This window comes from Lujinxingia litoralis, assembly GCF_003260125.1.
Classification (GTDB): Bacteria; Myxococcota_A; Bradymonadia; order Bradymonadales; family Bradymonadaceae; genus Lujinxingia; species Lujinxingia litoralis.
The window spans coordinates 240,472-256,914 of sequence record NZ_QHKO01000004.1; the positions used below are offsets into that span (position 1 = coordinate 240,472).

The 16,443-nt window shown below is 64.1% G+C and carries 14 protein-coding genes; 6 read left to right on the top strand and 8 right to left on the bottom strand.

The window, feature by feature from the left end:
• Nucleotides 1-33: 33 nt before the first annotated feature.
• Both DL240_RS10585 and pssA read right to left on the bottom strand, forming a co-directional pair.
• A complete protein-coding gene (locus DL240_RS10585) occupies nt 34-2,721 on the bottom strand; it encodes a CehA/McbA family metallohydrolase (RefSeq protein WP_158542480.1) in 2,688 nt (895 codons plus the stop codon).
• 173 nt (nt 2,722-2,894) lie between these two features.
• Nucleotides 2,895-3,692, bottom strand: a complete 798-nt coding sequence (pssA, locus tag DL240_RS10590) for a CDP-diacylglycerol--serine O-phosphatidyltransferase (protein WP_158542481.1) — start codon at nt 3,690-3,692, stop codon at nt 2,895-2,897.
• 114 nt (nt 3,693-3,806) lie between these two features.
• Between pssA and DL240_RS10595 the strand changes: the two genes are divergently transcribed.
• Complete coding sequence (locus tag DL240_RS10595; RefSeq protein ID WP_111729866.1) at nt 3,807-4,787, top strand: GNAT family N-acetyltransferase; 981 nt, start codon at nt 3,807-3,809, stop codon at nt 4,785-4,787.
• Between the two features lie 52 nt (nt 4,788-4,839).
• On the opposite strand, the gene DL240_RS10600 is transcribed toward DL240_RS10595, so the two are convergent.
• The 4 genes from DL240_RS10600 to DL240_RS10615 form a co-directional block, all read right to left on the bottom strand.
• Nucleotides 4,840-5,136: a hypothetical protein gene (locus DL240_RS10600; RefSeq protein ID WP_111729867.1), complete on the bottom strand. Its 297-nt coding sequence runs from the start codon at nt 5,134-5,136 to the stop codon at nt 4,840-4,842.
• Entirely contained in the window at nt 5,136-6,431 is a 1,296-nt protein-coding gene (locus DL240_RS10605; protein ID WP_111729868.1) for a tetratricopeptide repeat protein, read from the bottom strand. The genes DL240_RS10600 and DL240_RS10605 overlap by 1 nt, the downstream gene beginning before the upstream one ends.
• Nucleotides 6,432-6,487: 56 nt before the next feature.
• The gene (locus DL240_RS10610; protein ID WP_111729869.1) at nt 6,488-8,053 is read right to left on the bottom strand and encodes an acyl-CoA carboxylase subunit beta; all 1,566 of its coding nucleotides are present in this window, start codon (nt 8,051-8,053) and stop codon (nt 6,488-6,490) included.
• An 82-nt stretch (nt 8,054-8,135) separates the two neighbouring features.
• Nucleotides 8,136-8,933: an enoyl-CoA hydratase-related protein gene (locus tag DL240_RS10615; RefSeq protein WP_111729870.1), complete on the bottom strand. Its 798-nt coding sequence runs from the start codon at nt 8,931-8,933 to the stop codon at nt 8,136-8,138.
• 100 nt (nt 8,934-9,033) lie between these two features.
• Between DL240_RS10615 and DL240_RS10620 the strand changes: the two genes are divergently transcribed.
• A complete protein-coding gene (locus DL240_RS10620) occupies nt 9,034-9,231 on the top strand; it encodes a hypothetical protein (RefSeq protein ID WP_111729871.1) in 198 nt (65 codons plus the stop codon).
• Between the two features lie 108 nt (nt 9,232-9,339).
• On the opposite strand, the gene DL240_RS10625 is transcribed toward DL240_RS10620, so the two are convergent.
• Both DL240_RS10625 and DL240_RS10630 read right to left on the bottom strand, forming a co-directional pair.
• On the bottom strand, nt 9,340-9,822 hold the full coding sequence (locus DL240_RS10625) for a hypothetical protein (RefSeq protein WP_111729872.1): 483 nt from the start codon (nt 9,820-9,822) through the stop codon (nt 9,340-9,342).
• Between the two features lie 101 nt (nt 9,823-9,923).
• The gene (locus tag DL240_RS10630) at nt 9,924-10,607 is read right to left on the bottom strand and encodes a hypothetical protein (protein ID WP_146618239.1); all 684 of its coding nucleotides are present in this window, start codon (nt 10,605-10,607) and stop codon (nt 9,924-9,926) included.
• Between the two features lie 297 nt (nt 10,608-10,904).
• Here DL240_RS10630 and DL240_RS10635 point away from each other — a divergent pair, with 297 nt between their 5' ends.
• The 4 genes from DL240_RS10635 to DL240_RS10650 all read left to right on the top strand — a co-directional run bounded on the left by DL240_RS10635 (nt 10,905) and on the right by DL240_RS10650 (nt 16,437).
• Complete coding sequence (locus DL240_RS10635; protein ID WP_158542482.1) at nt 10,905-11,648, top strand: Fic family protein; 744 nt, start codon at nt 10,905-10,907, stop codon at nt 11,646-11,648.
• A 417-nt stretch (nt 11,649-12,065) separates the two neighbouring features.
• Nucleotides 12,066-12,725, top strand: a complete 660-nt coding sequence (gene ribA / locus DL240_RS10640; RefSeq protein ID WP_111729875.1) for a GTP cyclohydrolase II — start codon at nt 12,066-12,068, stop codon at nt 12,723-12,725.
• Nucleotides 12,726-12,866: 141 nt separating this feature from the next.
• Complete coding sequence (locus DL240_RS10645; RefSeq protein ID WP_158542483.1) at nt 12,867-15,026, top strand: 3-hydroxyacyl-CoA dehydrogenase NAD-binding domain-containing protein; 2,160 nt, start codon at nt 12,867-12,869, stop codon at nt 15,024-15,026.
• Nucleotides 15,027-15,120: 94 nt separating this feature from the next.
• Nucleotides 15,121-16,437, top strand: a complete 1,317-nt coding sequence (locus tag DL240_RS10650; protein ID WP_111729877.1) for an acetyl-CoA C-acyltransferase — start codon at nt 15,121-15,123, stop codon at nt 16,435-16,437.
• Nucleotides 16,438-16,443 lie beyond the last annotated feature (6 nt).

Consider the following 16,443-nt stretch of genomic DNA (forward strand, 5'->3'; position numbering starts at 1 on the left):
CATGACCATCAGACACATCGATACTCTTGAGCCTTACTCGCTGCAGTAGCCGGTATTGATCGCGCCCAGGTCCAACGCCCGCGCCCCGGGAGCCTGCCAGCTCTCCGCTCCACTGACCTTCACATACACCGGGTTGGTAAACGCGAGCACCCGCTCGCTGTAGCTTACAGACCCCGAGGGCGGCGGACCATCAACCCAAAAGACCACCCAGGAATCCTCGTCAAAGCTCAGCTCCAGGGTCTCCTCAAAGTCCAACCGGGCCCCGGGCTCGGCGCTGCGCTCGATCGTCTCCACCACCGAACCGTTGACGATCACAAAGAGGCGCTCCGCCTGGGCCCAGTCCGGAGTCTGCACGCGCACCGAGAAGCTCACCTCCTCGCCAGACGCCGCCTCAATCTCATCGCCGGGAAGACGTCCGTCGCCAAAGTCGATAAACGCGTGCGAGCCCACGCTCACCTGTTGAGCGAGCATCACCTGCTTGACCTCATCGGCCTCAATGGCCCCGGGAGCAGCGTCAATATGCAGGAAGTTACGCGGAACCCCGGCCTCGCCATTGGCGCGGTGACTATCGGAGTTGCCCAGCCCCGTGACCCGGCGGCCGCTGTTGAGCAGCCCACTCCAGTCGGCCAGCACCAGACACACGTCACCAAAGCGGTTGATCACCTCCACCGCATCAATGTCCGCTACGAAGTCTTCATGCGTCACCGCATCGGGACCGAGCTCCGGGTCGTAGTTCACATGGCTAAACATCCCGGAGCTGCTGCGCGGGTGGTTCATCTGCACCAGCGGCGGATTCTCAAACCCACGGGCGATCGACACCACCTCGGGCATCCGCCTCAGATACACCTCCCCGTCAATCGCATCGCGGTAGGCCAGCTCAATGGAGCCCCGGCCCCGACGATCCGGATCGTAGGGGAAGGGATAGAGGTTAAAGTGCGAGTAAACCGGCGAGATCTCCACGCCCGGGAAGGTCGAAACGTACTGCTGCAGCCCCAGCGCCTCAATGACGCCGCTCAGGTCCGTGACAACCTCATGATCGGTGGGCACCACCAGCTCCAGCCCCTGGGTGACGTTCTCCAGCACGCGATCACGCACATGAACCTCGCTGTCGATGCTCGGCTCCATATGCTGGTGAAAATCGGCGCTGATCCAGCCATCGGTCTCCACGCCATGCACCAGAGACGCACTGTACGAAGCCTCCTCGCCAGCGACGATCTCCACATCGATGACCTTCACGTCGTACTCCATACCCCGGGTGAGCACGACCTGGTAGCTGCCGGCCGGCACCACCGCTTGGAGCTCGCCATCGGCAACATACAGCGTGAAGTCGGCACCATCGCCCACAAAGCGTGCGCGCGCCGGCAGCGACGCCCCGGAGCCCTCTTCGGTGACTGTGAGGTGAATCCGCCCCACTTCGCTGATCACAAACTCCACCGGCTCCCCGTCGGCCTCAAAGGTGCGCTCGAGCGTCAAAGGGCCGGCAAAGTCGGTGAGCCGCGCCTGATAGCCGAGCCCCGGGGTAAGCAACACCTCCGCGCTCCCCTGCGCGTCGGTGGTCGCCACGGTGAACGCCTCTTCTCCGGCGGTGATTAGCAGCTCCACACCTTCGACCGGCGCGCCGGCGGTGTCGACCACGCGCAGGTTCACCGGCTCCCAGTCCGGCGTCTCGCCATGCAGGCGCGCGCCCTCCACGCGCAGCGAATCCAGGGTGCCGTCACCCACCATGAAGAAGCGGCGCACGATGCTCGGCTCGCTGTCGGAGAGTTTGCCCCCGGCGATGCGCATCTCGGCGTAGGGAATGCCCTGCGAGGAAGCGATCGCCAGCGGGGAAGCCGTCTCCTCAAAGGCCAGCCCAAAGCTGCGATCAGGTCCGATGGCACCGAGCCAGGGCATGGCCTGACGCCCCGTCCCAAACCCCAGCCCCGGCGTCCAGGTGCGGGCGCGGTCGCCATACGCCAGCCACTCCCCAAGCTGCGGCGATGGCGAGCGTCCGGGGGGAGCCTTCACAAACGAGACCATCTCCAGGCTCACCGCGTCCGGCGCCAGACGATACTCCGTGATCACCTCAAGCCCCAGCGGATTGCCAAAGCGCTGCCCCAGCACGCCGGAGATATGGGCAAGCTCAATGTCGGTGCCGATGATACGCAGCACGGCGACCCCACCGTCGCTGCCGTCGCGCACCACCTCCACCCGATCGGCGCTGGCGGTGCCAAAGCCGATCAGCGGAATCGCCATATCGAGCACATCATCGCCCTGCTGCCCCACCCGATGCGCGTCGACGATCTTCCCTCCGGTGTACGTCTCGTAGCGCCCGCCCTCGGCTTGCTGAACACAGATGCGCACCTCGGCATTGGCGAACATAAAATCGCCCTGCCGGCAGTGGCTCCAGACCCCCTCAAAGCCGGTGCCCTCCTCGCCGATCCGCCACACCCGGGCTTCGCCGGCCGCCGGACCAACCTCGGGAGCCGGTCCCCCGTCGGGATCAACTCCCGGCTGCGGCGGTACCAGCGCGTAGGGGTCTTCGATCACACAGGGCTCACCGGTGCATGCCCAGGGCCCCGCATCACCCGCATCGCCCGCATCGTTCCCGACGTCGGTCCCCACATCGCCCGGACCGCCGTCCTGATTTCCCTGAGGCTCATCGCTGCAGCCTACCGCGCCCATCCCCACGATCATCGCCACGGCTGCTGCCCGGGCGCGCCACACACCTTGCATCGTCATCATCGCCTCTACCCTTATCGGTCATCATCGCTTGGCTTTGCCCGCTACGATAGCCCGAGTCCCCGGGGGCAAAGCAACCCTTATCGCACGCCGCCCCCCACGAAAAACGGCGCGCCCCCTGCAGGAACCCGCCGCTCGTTGGCTCAAGGATGGCGCTTCTACCCGCCGGTGACTCAGCGCTCGCTGTCGCGAAACTCCCCCATCAGGGAGTCGTCTTCCGTCTCATCCTCGCTCACGCCGAGCACGTTGCGTCCCAGGTCCAGCAGCCCGCCGCAGAGCCCCACCACAATGTAGACCGCCGTGACCATCACCAGCGCCACGCTCGCCTCGTACACCACCGCCAGCGCCGTCACCGAGGCCAGAGCCAGCACCAGCACCAGCGCCGCCGGACCACGAAACTTAACGTCTTTAAACGTGCGATACCGCACGTTGCTCACCATCAGCCCGCCCAACAAGAGTGCCGCCGCGGCCACACTGCCCGATGCCCCGGTCGAAATCTGACCGCTGAACGAGACATGCGCCAGCACCAGCGAGGCCACCATCCCGGCCGCCAGCGGCGAGGGAAGCCCCAGAAAATAGCGCGAGGGCCCCTCACTCTGGTTCGCCATCACGTTAAAGCGTGCCAGCCTCATCACCGTCCCGGCCGTGTACACACAGGACACCAGTAGCCCCAGCAATCCCAGCTCGCTGAGCCCCCAGTTGTAGAGGAGAAATGCCGGCGCCACCCCGAAGCTGATCGCGTCGGCCAGGCTATCGAGCTGCACCCCGAACTCGCTCTCGGTGCGCGTCAGCCGGGCCACTCGCCCATCGAAGGTGTCGCAAACCATCGACACAAACACCAGCCAGGCCGCCATCGTCATCTCGTTGACGTCGGTGGCCGTCGTCGAGAGCTGGATGCTATACATCCCGGCTACCACGCTGGAGAGCGTGAAGAGATTGGGTAAAATGTACTTCGCCCGACTCAAATCCATAGCGTCGCCCTGCTTTTCTTTAGATTCCTGGCCCGATCGCAATCGGTGGGCTTTGGCTCGGTGCCTAACCGGCTTAGCTTTAGAGAGGGGCTCACTGAAAGTCAAGAGGTCGACATGCGTGAGATCACCGCTGAAGAGCTGGAACAGCGCGCCGATGACTTCGACGCCGCTATCGCCGCGACCCCGCAGATTGATCATTTCTGCTCGTCGTCGTTCTGGATTTTACCGGCCTGGCGGGCCTTTCTTCCCGGCCACCAGCTCTGGGCTCGTGAGAGCGAGGAGGGCTTTGTCGCACTGGGCGTGGGTACAGACCACAGCCTGGGTACCTACCTGCATCCGCTGGAGGCCAGCTGGGCGCTGGCCTGTCCATTTGCCGGCGCGGACGCCTCCGGCCTGATCTCCCGTTTCATCGAGCAGGCCCGGGGCCAGATGCCGGCCTGGAACATCCTCTTCCTCTCGGGCATCGTCCCCGACTCGATCCACTTCGACCACCTGATCCTGGGGTTCCGCCGTCACTACTCGCTGGGCCTGGGCCCCTCATCCGTGCGACGCGTGGCCAGCCTCCAGGGCGGCCTGGACGGCTTTATGGAGCGCCGCTCCTCGAAGTTCCGCGCCAACCTGCGTCGCATCCAACGCCGCGCCAACGAGCAACGCCTCCAGATCGAGTACCATCACACCATTGAGCCCGCCCACCAGGCCAATCAGCTCCTGGAGCGTGCCCTCCACCTGGAGCGACTCAGCTGGAAGGGCCAGGCCGACACCGGCATCATCGATGGTCCGATGAAGGTCTTCTACCGCGATATGCTGCCGCGCCTGGCCCGCCGTAACGCCCTGCGCTTTCTCTTCATCACCCTCGACGGCGTCGACATCGCCTACTGCTTCGGCGGCATCTTCAACGGCACCTTCCGCGGCTTGCAGATGAGTTACCATCACGACTACCGCGACACCTCCCCGGGAAGCCTGGCGCAGTACGCCATGATCGAGCACCTCTGCCAGGAAGCCGTGCAATCCTACGACCTGGGCACCGACATGGAGTACAAAGAACGCTGGGCCGAAGAAAAACGCGAGACCGTCGCGGTGGTGGTACGCCGCTGACCGATCTCGCGTTCGTCGATGCCTGCCTTCGGGGGGCGGAACACGCAGGAGATTACTCCTCGCCGAACTCCCACCCTTCAAAAAACTCGTGGACCCGTACCATCAGCGAGAAGGCGCCTGCACTCAGCGTCTCCTCGCTGCCCAGCAGGGCCTCCGCCCGGCGCGGGCTCTCCGCCTGAACCGCAGCGCCCTCGCCATTGGCCACCACGATGACCTCATCGGCCACCGAGAGGTCCGGACCGCCGGCCTGACTCTCCAGGAGCACGCGAACCTCGGCGCCCTCCTCCACCACCAGGGTGATGCGCAGGTCCTCACCTTCAAAAAGCACGTCTTCAAAACGCTCGCTCATCAGGCCTCCGCCCGGGGCGCTTGCCCGGGTTGACCGCCGCGGGGCTGAGCCACCTGCACAATGAGACTGCGCGGCGGACCGCTCATCCCCTCAACCTGCGGAAGTTCGATCTGAATGCGCCCCACGCCCGGATTCTGGGCGATGATCTCGGGCAGCCGATCGACCACGTCGCGAATCGCCTTTTCATAGCCGGCAGGCGCTTTGCTCGGATGTCCGAAGAGCTCAGTAAGCAGCCCCCGCACATCGATGGGCTTGTTGGGGTTGAGCGGAATGTTGCGCACCGGGTTGAGCGCCTCGCCATACACGATGCCCGGCAGCCGCGGCGAGCCCTCGGCTTCTTCGCGCAGCGCTTTGGCCTTCTCAGGCTTCTCGAGCATGTCGTAGGCCGAAGCGCGCAGCGCATAAATGTCAGGCACATCGCGAATATCGCCGGCGAGTTCTTCGGCCTTCTTCAGCGCCACAATCGCCTCGTCGGCCTGTGCGGCGGTCAGGTGGCAAGCCGCCAGCTGCAGATAGCCCCAGGGCTCCTCGGGCCACAGCTCAATGGCCCGCTGCGCATCTTCGCTGGCCGCTGCCGTGCTCCCCAGCGTCAGCGAAAGCTGGCTGCGCAAGAGCGCGCCGGGCGCCACCACATCGGGATCTTCCCCCTGCTCAACCAGGTGCTCCAGCACCTCGATGGCCTCCGAGGGCTTCTTGGCCAGCGAGAGCAGACGCGCCAGCGTGAGCCGCGACTCCTCATCCTCGGGCTCCAGCTCCACGGCCTTCTTAAAGTCCGCTTCGGCCTGAGCGCCGTTACCCACGGCGAGCAAAATATTGCCGCGAATCGAGTAGGGCTGCGCCTCTTCCGGGTCGAGCGCAATGGCCCGCTCCACATCCAGGAGTGCCGCGCGCAGGAAGCCCTGGGCTTCATGCACCATCGCCCGACCCACCACCGCGGTCCACAGCTCGCCATCGGCGCGCACCGCGTCGTTAAAGGCCCGACGCCCCTCTTCATAGGCATCGGCCTCGTAGTGAGCGTACCCCTCAAAGGCCAGCAGCTGGGCGCGTGCCTCATCGCTCTCCACGTGTTTAAGCGCATCCTGCACCGCGAAGACGCACTCTTCGGGGTCACTCCCCTCCAGCGCCAGCTCCGCCCGCAGCACCAGCAGCGTATCGTTGGCGCCAAAACGCTCCAGCGCATCCTCAATGGCCTGCTCGGCCTGCTCCAGTTCCCCACCGGCGATCAGCGTATCAATGGCGTCGATCGCCTCTTCCTGCTCTTTGCTCGGCCCACCGGCCTGGTCGCTCTGCGACATCGAACCCTCGTCTTGCGTCAATGCGTCGTCAGTACCCTCGTCATCGGCGGTCTGGTTCAGACCGGGATAACGCCGTGTTTCTTATCGGGCCAGTCTTTCTTCTTGGTCTGGTACACCGCCAGCCGGCTCTTCAGCTCATCGCGCAGCTGATGCTTGGTGACGATCTCATCCACCACCAGCTCGCTGGCCAGGCGGTAAATATCAATATCTTCGCGGAACTCTTTACGCAGCTGCTCCACATAGGCCGGACGCTCCTCTTCGGCCAGCGCTTCGATCTTGCGCGCGTACACCGCGTTGACGGCCGCCTCCGGTCCCATCACCGCGATCATCGCCTCGGGCAACGCCAGGCTCACATCGGGCTCAAATCCCGGTCCGCACATCGCGTAGAGACCGGCCCCGTAGGCCTTGCGGACCACCACCGAGATCTTGGGCACGGTGGCCGCACTCATCGCCGAGATCAACTTCGCACCGTGGCGAATGATCCCCTGACGCTCGACCTTGGTCCCGATCATAAAGCCCGGCACATCGGCCAAAAAGACCAGCGGAATGTTAAACGCGTCACACAACGAGATGAAGCGCGCGCCCTTATCGGCCGAATCCACAAAGAGGACCCCGCCCTTCCACTTGGGCTGACTGGCGATGATCCCCACCGGACGGCCGCCGATGCGCGCAAAGCCGGTGAGCAGCTCCTGGGCGAACTTCTTCTTGATCTCCAGAAACTCCGAGTCATCGACCAGATGCTGGATGACCTTGCGCATGTCGAAGGGCTTGTTCTGGTTGACCGGAATCAACTCATCGAGCGTCTTCTTCTGGGGCTTCGGCTCGAGGGGCTCGGCCAGCGGCGCGGGCTCGTGGCAGTTTGCCGGGAAGTACTCCAGGTACGCCTTGCAGAACGCGATCGCCTCGTCCTCATCCCGGGCCAGCACGTCTCCACACCCGGACACCGAGCAGTGCATCTTCGCCCCACCCATCTCCTCCAGGGTGACCTTCTCCCCGATGACCATCTCGGCCATCCGCGGCGATCCCAGGTACATCGAGGCGTTGCCCTCGACCATCACCACCACGTCGCAGAACGCCGGGATGTAGGCCCCACCGGCGGCCGAGGGGCCGAAGAGCAGACAGACCTGCGGGATGAATCCGGAGAGACGCACCTGGTTGTAGAAGATCTTCCCGGCCCCGCGGCGCCCGGGGAACATCTCCAGCTGATCGGTGATGCGCGCGCCGGCCGAGTCGATCAGATAGATCAACGGAATGCGCAGGTTCTCGGCGGTCTCCTGCATACGGATGATTTTTTCGACGGTACGCCAGCCCCAGGAGCCGGCCTTGACCGTGGAATCGTTGGCGATGATCGCCACCCGACGCCCCCCGATCTTACCGATGCCCGTGACCACACCGTCGGCCGGCAGATCGCCGGCGAGCAGGTTAGCAAAGGCCCCGTCTTCGACTTCCAGCCCGGCGTCGAGCAGACGCTTGATCCGCTCGCGCACAAAGAGCTTACCCACCTCGCGGGCGCGCTCGTGATACTTGGGCTTGCCGCCCTCCTCCAGCGCCTCACGGCGCTCTACCACCTGCTGGTCGAGCTCACTGAGCTCCGGGGTCTTCGACTCGGGCACTTCACTCATCTTCACTCCTTATAGGCATGCACGCAGGCTTCTAAGCTCCCGCGTCTCTCAAAGCACTTGCAACCTCGCTGACCGTCGGCGTCTACTTCCCCTTGAAGTTCGGCTTTCGCTTTTCCTTAAAGGCCGCCAGCCCTTCCACGCGATCTTCGGTCGGCAGGGTCACCGCATAGGCCGCACTCTCCAGCGCCAGGCCGGAGTGCAGGTCAACCTGAGCCCCGGTGTCAATGGCCAACTTCGCCTGCTTAAGGGCGATCGGCGCCGAGAGCAGCATCTGCTCCGCGAGCTCCCGGGCGCGCACCATCAAGCCCTCCGCCGGCAGCGCATCATTGACCAGACCAAACGCCAGGGCCTCGCGACCGGTGAGCCGGGCCGCGGTGAAAATCAACTCTTTGGCCCGCGCCGCGCCCACCAGGCGTGTGAGGCGCTGGGTGCCACCAGCGCCCGGAATGATGCCCAGCCGCAGCTCCGTCAGGCCGATCTGCGTGGCCTCATCGACCAGGCGCAGATCACAGGCCAGCGCCAGCTCCAGTCCACCGCCAAACGCGTACCCGTTGATCGCACAGATGGTCGGCTTGGGCAGCCCGGCAATCGCGTTGAAACACTGATGGTAATCGTCGATGCGCTTTCGCACCTGGGCCTCGCTCATACCCCGGCGCTCGGCCAGATCGGCCCCGGCGCAAAACGCCCGCCCGCTCGCACTCAAAATCACCACGCGCACCGAGTCGTCATGGCGCAGCGCGTAAAAGGTCTCCCAGAGCGCGTCGACCAACTCGCCATTGAGGGCGTTCATGGACTCCGGACGATCGAGGGTCAGCGTACAGATGCCCTGATCATCCTGCTCGCGCTTCAATACGTCGTAGGCTACCTTCGTCGAACCCATCGATGCCTCTCCCGGTCCTCGATTGCGGCCGCACCTCCCGGAAGGCGGGAGGTTGAGTCGACCCTTTTCCTGGCTCCAAGCCTGCGCTAAACTTTCAGCTATGACGACAAACCGCAAGGAAAATCGCCGCGCTCGCCCCACCCCTTCGCCGCGGCTGGCCGACCACCTGCCGGTGCGCCACCGCCCCACCGAACTCATTGACCCCGATGAGGTGGGATCCCGCGCGGCGGTCGAGCGGGCCGCCCGAGCCTACTACGGCGCCTGTCGTCGCCTGGCCCGACTGCTCAACGGGAGCTAGCCCGCCCCGCGGCCTCCCGACCTCACGATAAAAAAGCCCCCTCGGCGCGAGCGCCGAGGGGGCTTTTTTTAAATGGTTCACGCGCCGAAACCCGACGCGCTCCACACCTTAGAAATAGAAGCGCACGTGCGCGCCACCATCAAGGTCGAAGTCGACACCGGGCACAATGCTGATCTCCGGACGCAGCTCCAACACCAGGTCAAGAGGCACATCCGGGAAGATGAACTCCAGCCCGAGCACACCCTGCGCGGCGACGTAGGTGTGGCGGTTGCGCCAGGCGGCGGCCGAGCCACCAAAGCCCACGTTCCAGGCCAGCACCAGCGGGCCCGCTTGCACAAGGGGCGCCTGATTAAAGAGAAGGTCCACACTCACACCCAGACCATCGCAGTTATAACCCCAGCAACCGATGACGCCCTGCACCGCCGTCGCACCGGTGAACGCTTTCAGCGAGATACCCGAGGCCACCGAGCCATCGCCAATACCGATGCCGAACTTCCCGGGGACGCGACCGCCGCCCTCCTGCGCCATCGCTGGCGACGCAAGGAGAACCAGAGCGAGGATAAGCGCGCTAATCAACGAAAACTTTTTCATCGTACAACCTCCATGTCCGTCTTCAGATTCAACGTCAGTCACGCCCCGAAATTTAGAGCGGATTCAGCCCGACCAAACCCCACCCCTGCCAAAGTGTCAACCTAATCCTGTGTAACGTCACGTTGTTCAACGCCCGGCTCCCCGGCCTCAGACGCCCCCCGCTCATAGCGACGGGCCACCTGCGTAAGCACCTCCTCCAGCGCCCGCCCGCTGGCCGCTTCGTCTGCACGCGGAATGCGCCAGACCACCCGCAATCCCCAGTACTTGAAGGGCTCCACATCCACCCGCGACGCACTCACCCCGGGCCACTCCAGCGCCGAGGCAAATGGCGCGCAGGGCTGCCCGGCCTCCCGCAGCCGCCGCTCCTGCCAGCGGTGACTGACGACAATCGGGCCCGTGCGGCTCATCGCCACCACGTAGGTCTGCGTCCACTGGCGCCGCCGATCCACCAGCCCGACCACGCGCCCCGAAGCCTCTTTAAAGACCTCCAACTCCAGCGGCGCCCCTTGCCCTGGCCGCTCACTCGCCAGGCGCAGCACCCCGTCGAGTTCATCCAGCGGACGCAGCCCGTAGTCGCCGGTCGACATCGCCCGATCCAGCTTACGGGCGGCGCTCCGAGCGTAGCTCTCCATAAAGCGATCGCAGGCACTCAGCGCGCGCTCCCCAGCGTCACCCGGCTCCTGCGCGCTGACCTGCCCGCCGGCCACCAGCAGCAAAAGCAACACCGAGACCCCCACCGCAGCAGCCCGGCGTCTGCCAGCGATGCCCTCTCTCCATCTACTCATACCGCTCTACCTGACTGACAAAACACTGCGCCAAACGCGCGGGCTTACGTCTGCAATTACCCTAACACAGGGCCCCGCGTGCCGCACCAAACGAGCGTCGCACCGGGGACTGCGGCCCATTTTACGCCCGCGCGCCAGCTCATGCGCAGAAAAATGGCGCGAGACGTTGATTCTCGCTTTGTCTCTCGCTAGGCTATTCTCCGGTTGGTCAGCCTTAACGGGCTGTCCGAGGTTCATCACGGGAGCGCTCTGGAGTGTTGGGGAACACCCGCCGCCGCGATGAGCAACGGAGGCACCATGAACCTGACCTACCTCGAAGTCGATCATCAGCGGTCGATCTATACCGGCATGCCCGAAGAGCTGCGCGCCTCGTTTATGGAGCGTCTCAAGCTCTCGTGGCTTTACCACGACCACGCCCTGGAAGGCGTCGTGCTGACCCCGGAAGAGCTTTCGCGGGCGCTGGGCCGTATGCCCTGTCGCACCTACTGCGAGAGCGTCACCCAACACGGTCTGCGCGCGCTCGACACGGCCATCGACTTTCTTCATCAGAGCGCTGAGCGCGGTGATGAACTGAGCATCGACTGGCTGCGCGAACTCCACAAAATGCTCGCCATGCCCGGCGACGAGGCCGGTGGTCGCTATCGCAAACGCGATACCTCGCCAGGCGTCTATCACCTGAATGTGGCCCCGGCGAGTAGCATCTCGTACCACTTCCATAAATTCATGGATGTGTACGACGAGGAGCTTTGTCACCTGCATCCCATCCGCCAGGCGGCCCTGGCCCACTGGGAGTTTATGCGCGTCTTCCCCTTTGATGAGCGCACCGGTGTGGTGGGGCGGCTGATGCTGAATTTCCTGCTGCTCAAGCACCGCTTTCCCCCGGCCATTATTCATAGCAGCGAGCGTCATAACTACTTCGCTGCCCTCAATGGCCATCGAAACGATCTGGTGCCGGTCACGATCGACGCCATCCGCGCCACGCTTCACGCCGCCAGCGGCTTCCGACGTCAGGCAGCATCCTCCCACCAGATCGCCCTCTAAACCAGCGGCTCCCCAACTCGACAACATCCCTTCGGCATCGGCCCGGAGGGATGTTTTTTTGCGTGCTCGGTTTGACCTGCCGAATCACGTGCTCAAATCTGTCCTCCGGCGGGCCCGGAACTCTCAAAGCTCGCCATGTTGCCCACAAAAGAGCGCACGTGGAAGAAGTCCTTAGTGCCATCCGTTCTCTCGGAGGAGTTGACAGAGCAGAGGCGCACGCTAATGTTGCGCCGCGCTCTGCCTGGCGTCCAATGCCAGGAGATTCAACGCCTTTCGGCCATGCTGCCGAGTACCGGTAGCCCGCGGATTCGGCTGTCTCTACTGGCCCTGTGCGGGCCGTCCCCCCCGGCAGTCGGTGTGTATTACGGGTGACCTCATGGAGAGGTCGCGACGATCACGCGCGATGGGAGTCTTAAGATGTCCATAAAACCAGAAAGCGCCGCGGAGCCGGTCCGCCCCCCCCGGCCGTCCGTCAGCGGTAGTCCATTGAAAGTAAACGTCGAACACTTCGCCACAGCAAACCTTCCCACCCGCTACGGCCAGTTCCGTATCGTCGCTTTTAAAAATGACCGCGACGGCAAAGATCATGTCGCCGTGATCCACGGCGATGTCCGCGGCAAACAAGGGGTGCTGACCCGCATCCACAGCGAATGCCTCACCGGCGACGTCTTTGGCAGCCTCAAATGCGACTGTGGCCCCCAGCTCAACGCAGCCCTGGAAGAGATCGCCGAACAAGAGGCCGGCATCATTCTCTACATGCGACAGGAAGGGCGCGGCATCGGTCTGGCCAACAAGATCAAGGCCTACAGCCTCCAGGATGGCGGCCTCGATACCGTCGAAGCCAACGAACACCTGGGCTTTGATGATGACCTGCGCGACTACTCCATCTCCGCCCGGATGCTGGAGCTTCTCGGCGTGGAAAGCATCGTGCTCATGACCAACAACCCCTCCAAGGTCGAGGGGCTGGAGCAGGCCGGTATCGTCGTCGATGAGCGCCGCCCCATTAAGACCGTGCCCAACCCACACAATTACGACTACCTGGAGACCAAGCGGCTCAAGAGCGGTCACCTGCTCTAAGCCCTGCCCCATCCAGCGAGACTTGCCGTGGCTACGGCAGTGTCTAAAGATTGCCCCACTCGCATGCAACGCGGTCGGGGCATTTTTTGTGGCTGTGCGTCGGCCTTTGGGCTCACCACTGGACTCTACGGATGGAATGTTATGGCTGCTCAGCCCACCGACAGGCTCGCGCGCCTGACGTTTGCGGATCGCCTGGCACGAATCGAGATCGACGTCCCCAACCAATCGCTCAACACGCTCTCCACGGCGATGATCAAAGAGGTTGAGACCATCTTCGATGAGCTCGACGAACGTCTGGACCTGGAGGGCGTGCTCGTCACCAGCGCCAAGCCCGGCAATTTCGTAGCCGGTTTCGACATCGAAGAGCTCCAGGGCTATGAGCACGATCCCGACGGGCTCATCGCCCTGGTCCAACGCGGCCAGGCCTTGATGTCCCGCGTGGAACGCCTGCCCATTCCGGTGGTCGCGGTGATCGACGGCGGTTGTCTGGGGGGCGGGCTGGAGCTCGCGCTGGCCTGTGACGCTCGCATCGCCGCTCGCGGCGAACGCACGCTCTTCGGGCTCCCCGAGGTCATGCTCGGGCTGATCCCCGGTGGTGGAGGCACGCAGCGCCTGCCCCGCCAGATCGACCTCTCGCAGGCCCTGGATTTGATCCTCACCGGCCGCCAGATCGATGGCCGAAAAGCACTCAAACTCGGACTGATCGACGATCTCGTCCATCCCGGCATCCTGCTCGACGTGGCCCGAGAAAAGGCGCGCGAGATCCACCGCCGACGCGCTCGCCCGGCCTCCCTGAGCGAAAACCTCGAGGAAGCCTTCAGCGATCCGGTCAAACTCGCCGCACGCACCCCGGCCCGAAAGGTTATCTTCAGCCGCGCGCGCGAACAGGTACTCAAACAGAGCGGCGGCAATTACCCTGCCCCGCTCAAAGCCATCGATGTCATCGAAACCGGATTCTCTCACGGACTTCAGGCCGGCCTGGAGGCCGAAGGTGAGGCGTTCATTGAGCTGGTTCGCTCCCCGGTGGCAAAAAACCTGATGAACATCTTCTTCATGCGCCAGGCGGTGAACAAAGACCGCGTGGTCGATGGTCGCGTCAAACCCCGCCAGATCACGCGCCTGGGCGTCCTGGGCGCCGGCCTGATGGGGGCCGGCATCGCCCAGATCGCCGCCTACAAGGGCACCAACCTGCGCCTGAAAGACCACAGCAACCAGGGACTGGGCTGGGGCATGAACTACATTAACAACCTGCTCCAGCAAGCCCATCGCCGTAAAAAACTCAGCGAAGCTCAGGCCGACATCGCCCTGGGACGCATCGCCCCCACCCTGACCTACCAGGGGTTTGAGCGCTGCGACCTGGTTATCGAGGCGGTCTTCGAGGACCGCGAACTCAAGCAGTCGATCCTCGCTGACATCGAAGCCCTGGGACACGAAGATCTGATCTTTGCCAGCAACACCTCGACCATTCCCATCAAAGAGATCGCCCGCAAGAGCAAGCGTCCGGAGAACGTGCTGGGCATGCACTTCTTTAGTCCCGTGCACAAGATGCCCCTGCTCGAGATCATTCGCACCGACGCGACCTCCAACAAAGCCCTGGCCACCGTCCTGGCCTACGGACGTCGGTTGGGCAAGACCTGCATCGTTGTTGACGATGGGCCCGGATTTTTTACCAGCCGAGTCCTCGGCGCTTACATCAATGAAGCCGGCTGGATTCTGCAGGAGGGCGGCCGAATCGAAGAAATCGACGCCGCGATGCACCGCTTTGGCTTCCCGCTGGGCCCGCTGAAGCTGGTCGACGAGGTGGGCTTCGACGTGGTGCTCAAAGCCGGCGGCGTTCTTCAGGAGGCGTTTAGAGCGCGCTGGGATGCTCCGGAGGCGCTGCGCCGCCTGGCCGATGAAGGGCGCCAGGGGCGCAAGAATGGGCGTGGGTTTTACACCTATCAACACGACGCCAGCGCCCCCGACGAGAGTGTGTACGGCGCACTCCCGGGCGGCGACACCCGCCGACATATCGATCCAGACATCATCACCCAGCGCTGCTGGCTGGCCATGCTCAATGAATGCGCCTACGCCCTCGACGAAGGCATCCTACGCTCCCCTCGTGACGGCGATATCGGCGTGATCTTCGGGCTGGGGTTCCCCCCTTTCCGTGGCGGGATCTTCCGCCATGCCGATGAGGTCGGGATCGGCCGGGTGGTCGATTCCCTGCACACCCTGGCCGGCCAGTTTGGCACCCGCCTTCGACCCGCGCCGCTCCTTGAAACGATGGCCGAGCACCAGGAGCGCTTCTACGCCGAGTAAGTTTGCCAGCGCCCCCCCTGCCCCCGACGACTTTGACTGACGTCGCTCGCCATCTGGCCAGCGACGTAGACCTCGCAGCCAGATGAGCCCCGATATGGCAAATCCATCCTCAAACTCCTCTTCTACGCTCGGCGGCAACGACCGCGTGGCCATTATCGCCGGCGTGCGCACCCCTTTTGCCCGCGCCTGGACGGCCTTTAAACACTGGACGGAAGCGGACCTGGGTCGCACGGTGGCCAACGAGCTGCTCAACCGCGTGGATATCGACCCCGAACTCATCGACGAGCTGATCTTCGGCTGTGTATCCGCACCGATGGATGGCCCCAATGTGGGCCGTGAAGTGGTGCTCCGAAGCCAGCTACCCAGACGTATCCCGGCATCGACGGTGCAGATGTACTGCGCATCCAGCGCCTACGCCGCCGTCCAGGGGGTCAACGCGCTCCTGTTGAACACGGCCGATGTGGTCATGGTCGGAGGCGTGGAGTCGATGAGTTCGGCTCGGGCCCGCTTTAGTCTGGGGCTCTCTCACGCGCTGCAGGATGTCGCCAAAGCCCGCAACCTGCAGGACCGCCTCAAAGCCCTGAGTCAGATCAAAGCCGGTGATCTTCTTCCGGAGCAGCCAGCCATCGAAGAGCCCACCACCGGCAAGTCGATGGGCGAGTCGGCGGAAGATATGGCCAAGCACTACGGCATCAGCCGCCGAGAACAGGATGAATACGCCGAACGCACCCACCACCTGGCCGCAGCGGGCTATGAGGAGGGCTTCTTCCCCGAGGTCATGAGCGTCCTTACCGGCGACGCCTTCGACCAGGTTCTGGAGCGCGACAATAATGTGCGCGCCGATACCTCGGTGGAACGCATGGCACGTCTCCGGCCGGTCTTTGACCGTCAACACGGCACGGTGACCGCGGCCAACGCCTCTCCCCTGACCGACGGCGCGTCGGCCGTGCTTTTGATGCGGGAAAGCCGCGCCCGAAAGCTCGGACTTACGCCACTGGCCTTCGTGCGCTCCTATGCGCAGGTAGGTATCGACATTCAACGCCATAACCTGCTGCTCGGCCCCACCCTGGCCACCCCGATCGCGTTTGAACGTGCTGGCGTGAGCCTGGATGACATGGATCTTGTGGAGATGCACGAGGCCTTCGCCGCCCAGGTGCTGGCCAACCTCAAGATCTGGAAGAGCCCCCACCTCTGCCAGGAACTGGGGCTAGACGAGGCCATTGGCGAGGTCAACATGGAGACGTTCAACGTCCACGGCGGCTCGGTGGCGCTGGGACACCCCTTTGGCGCAACCGGCACACGGATCATCACTCAGCTCGCTCAGGAGATGGCGCGGCGAGATGTGAACCTGGGGCTATTGACCATGTGTGCCGCCGGCGGACTGGGCCTGAGCATGGTGCTGGAGCGCTGAACCGGG

Excerpts from the sequence above, each read along its gene's own strand:
- DL240_RS10650 (WP_111729877.1), top strand. The coding sequence starts at position 15,121 with ATGGCAAATCCATCCTCAAACTCCTCTTCTACGCTCGGCGGCAACGAC.
- DL240_RS10635 (WP_158542482.1), top strand. The coding sequence starts at position 10,905 with ATGAACCTGACCTACCTCGAAGTCGATCATCAGCGGTCGATCTATACC.
- DL240_RS10620 (WP_111729871.1), top strand. The coding sequence starts at position 9,034 with ATGACGACAAACCGCAAGGAAAATCGCCGCGCTCGCCCCACCCCTTCG.
- DL240_RS10605 (WP_111729868.1), bottom strand. The coding sequence starts at position 6,431 with ATGTCGCAGAGCGACCAGGCCGGTGGGCCGAGCAAAGAGCAGGAAGAG.
- ribA (WP_111729875.1), top strand. The coding sequence starts at position 12,066 with ATGTCCATAAAACCAGAAAGCGCCGCGGAGCCGGTCCGCCCCCCCCGG.
- DL240_RS10610 (WP_111729869.1), bottom strand. The coding sequence starts at position 8,053 with ATGAGTGAAGTGCCCGAGTCGAAGACCCCGGAGCTCAGTGAGCTCGAC.
- DL240_RS10625 (WP_111729872.1), bottom strand. The coding sequence starts at position 9,822 with ATGAAAAAGTTTTCGTTGATTAGCGCGCTTATCCTCGCTCTGGTTCTC.
- DL240_RS10645 (WP_158542483.1), top strand. The coding sequence starts at position 12,867 with ATGGCTGCTCAGCCCACCGACAGGCTCGCGCGCCTGACGTTTGCGGAT.
- DL240_RS10630 (WP_146618239.1), bottom strand. The coding sequence starts at position 10,607 with ATGAGTAGATGGAGAGAGGGCATCGCTGGCAGACGCCGGGCTGCTGCG.
- DL240_RS10595 (WP_111729866.1), top strand. The coding sequence starts at position 3,807 with ATGCGTGAGATCACCGCTGAAGAGCTGGAACAGCGCGCCGATGACTTC.
- DL240_RS10615 (WP_111729870.1), bottom strand. The coding sequence starts at position 8,933 with ATGGGTTCGACGAAGGTAGCCTACGACGTATTGAAGCGCGAGCAGGAT.
- pssA (WP_158542481.1), bottom strand. The coding sequence starts at position 3,692 with ATGGATTTGAGTCGGGCGAAGTACATTTTACCCAATCTCTTCACGCTC.
- DL240_RS10585 (WP_158542480.1), bottom strand. The coding sequence starts at position 2,721 with ATGACGATGCAAGGTGTGTGGCGCGCCCGGGCAGCAGCCGTGGCGATG.
- DL240_RS10600 (WP_111729867.1), bottom strand. The coding sequence starts at position 5,136 with ATGAGCGAGCGTTTTGAAGACGTGCTTTTTGAAGGTGAGGACCTGCGC.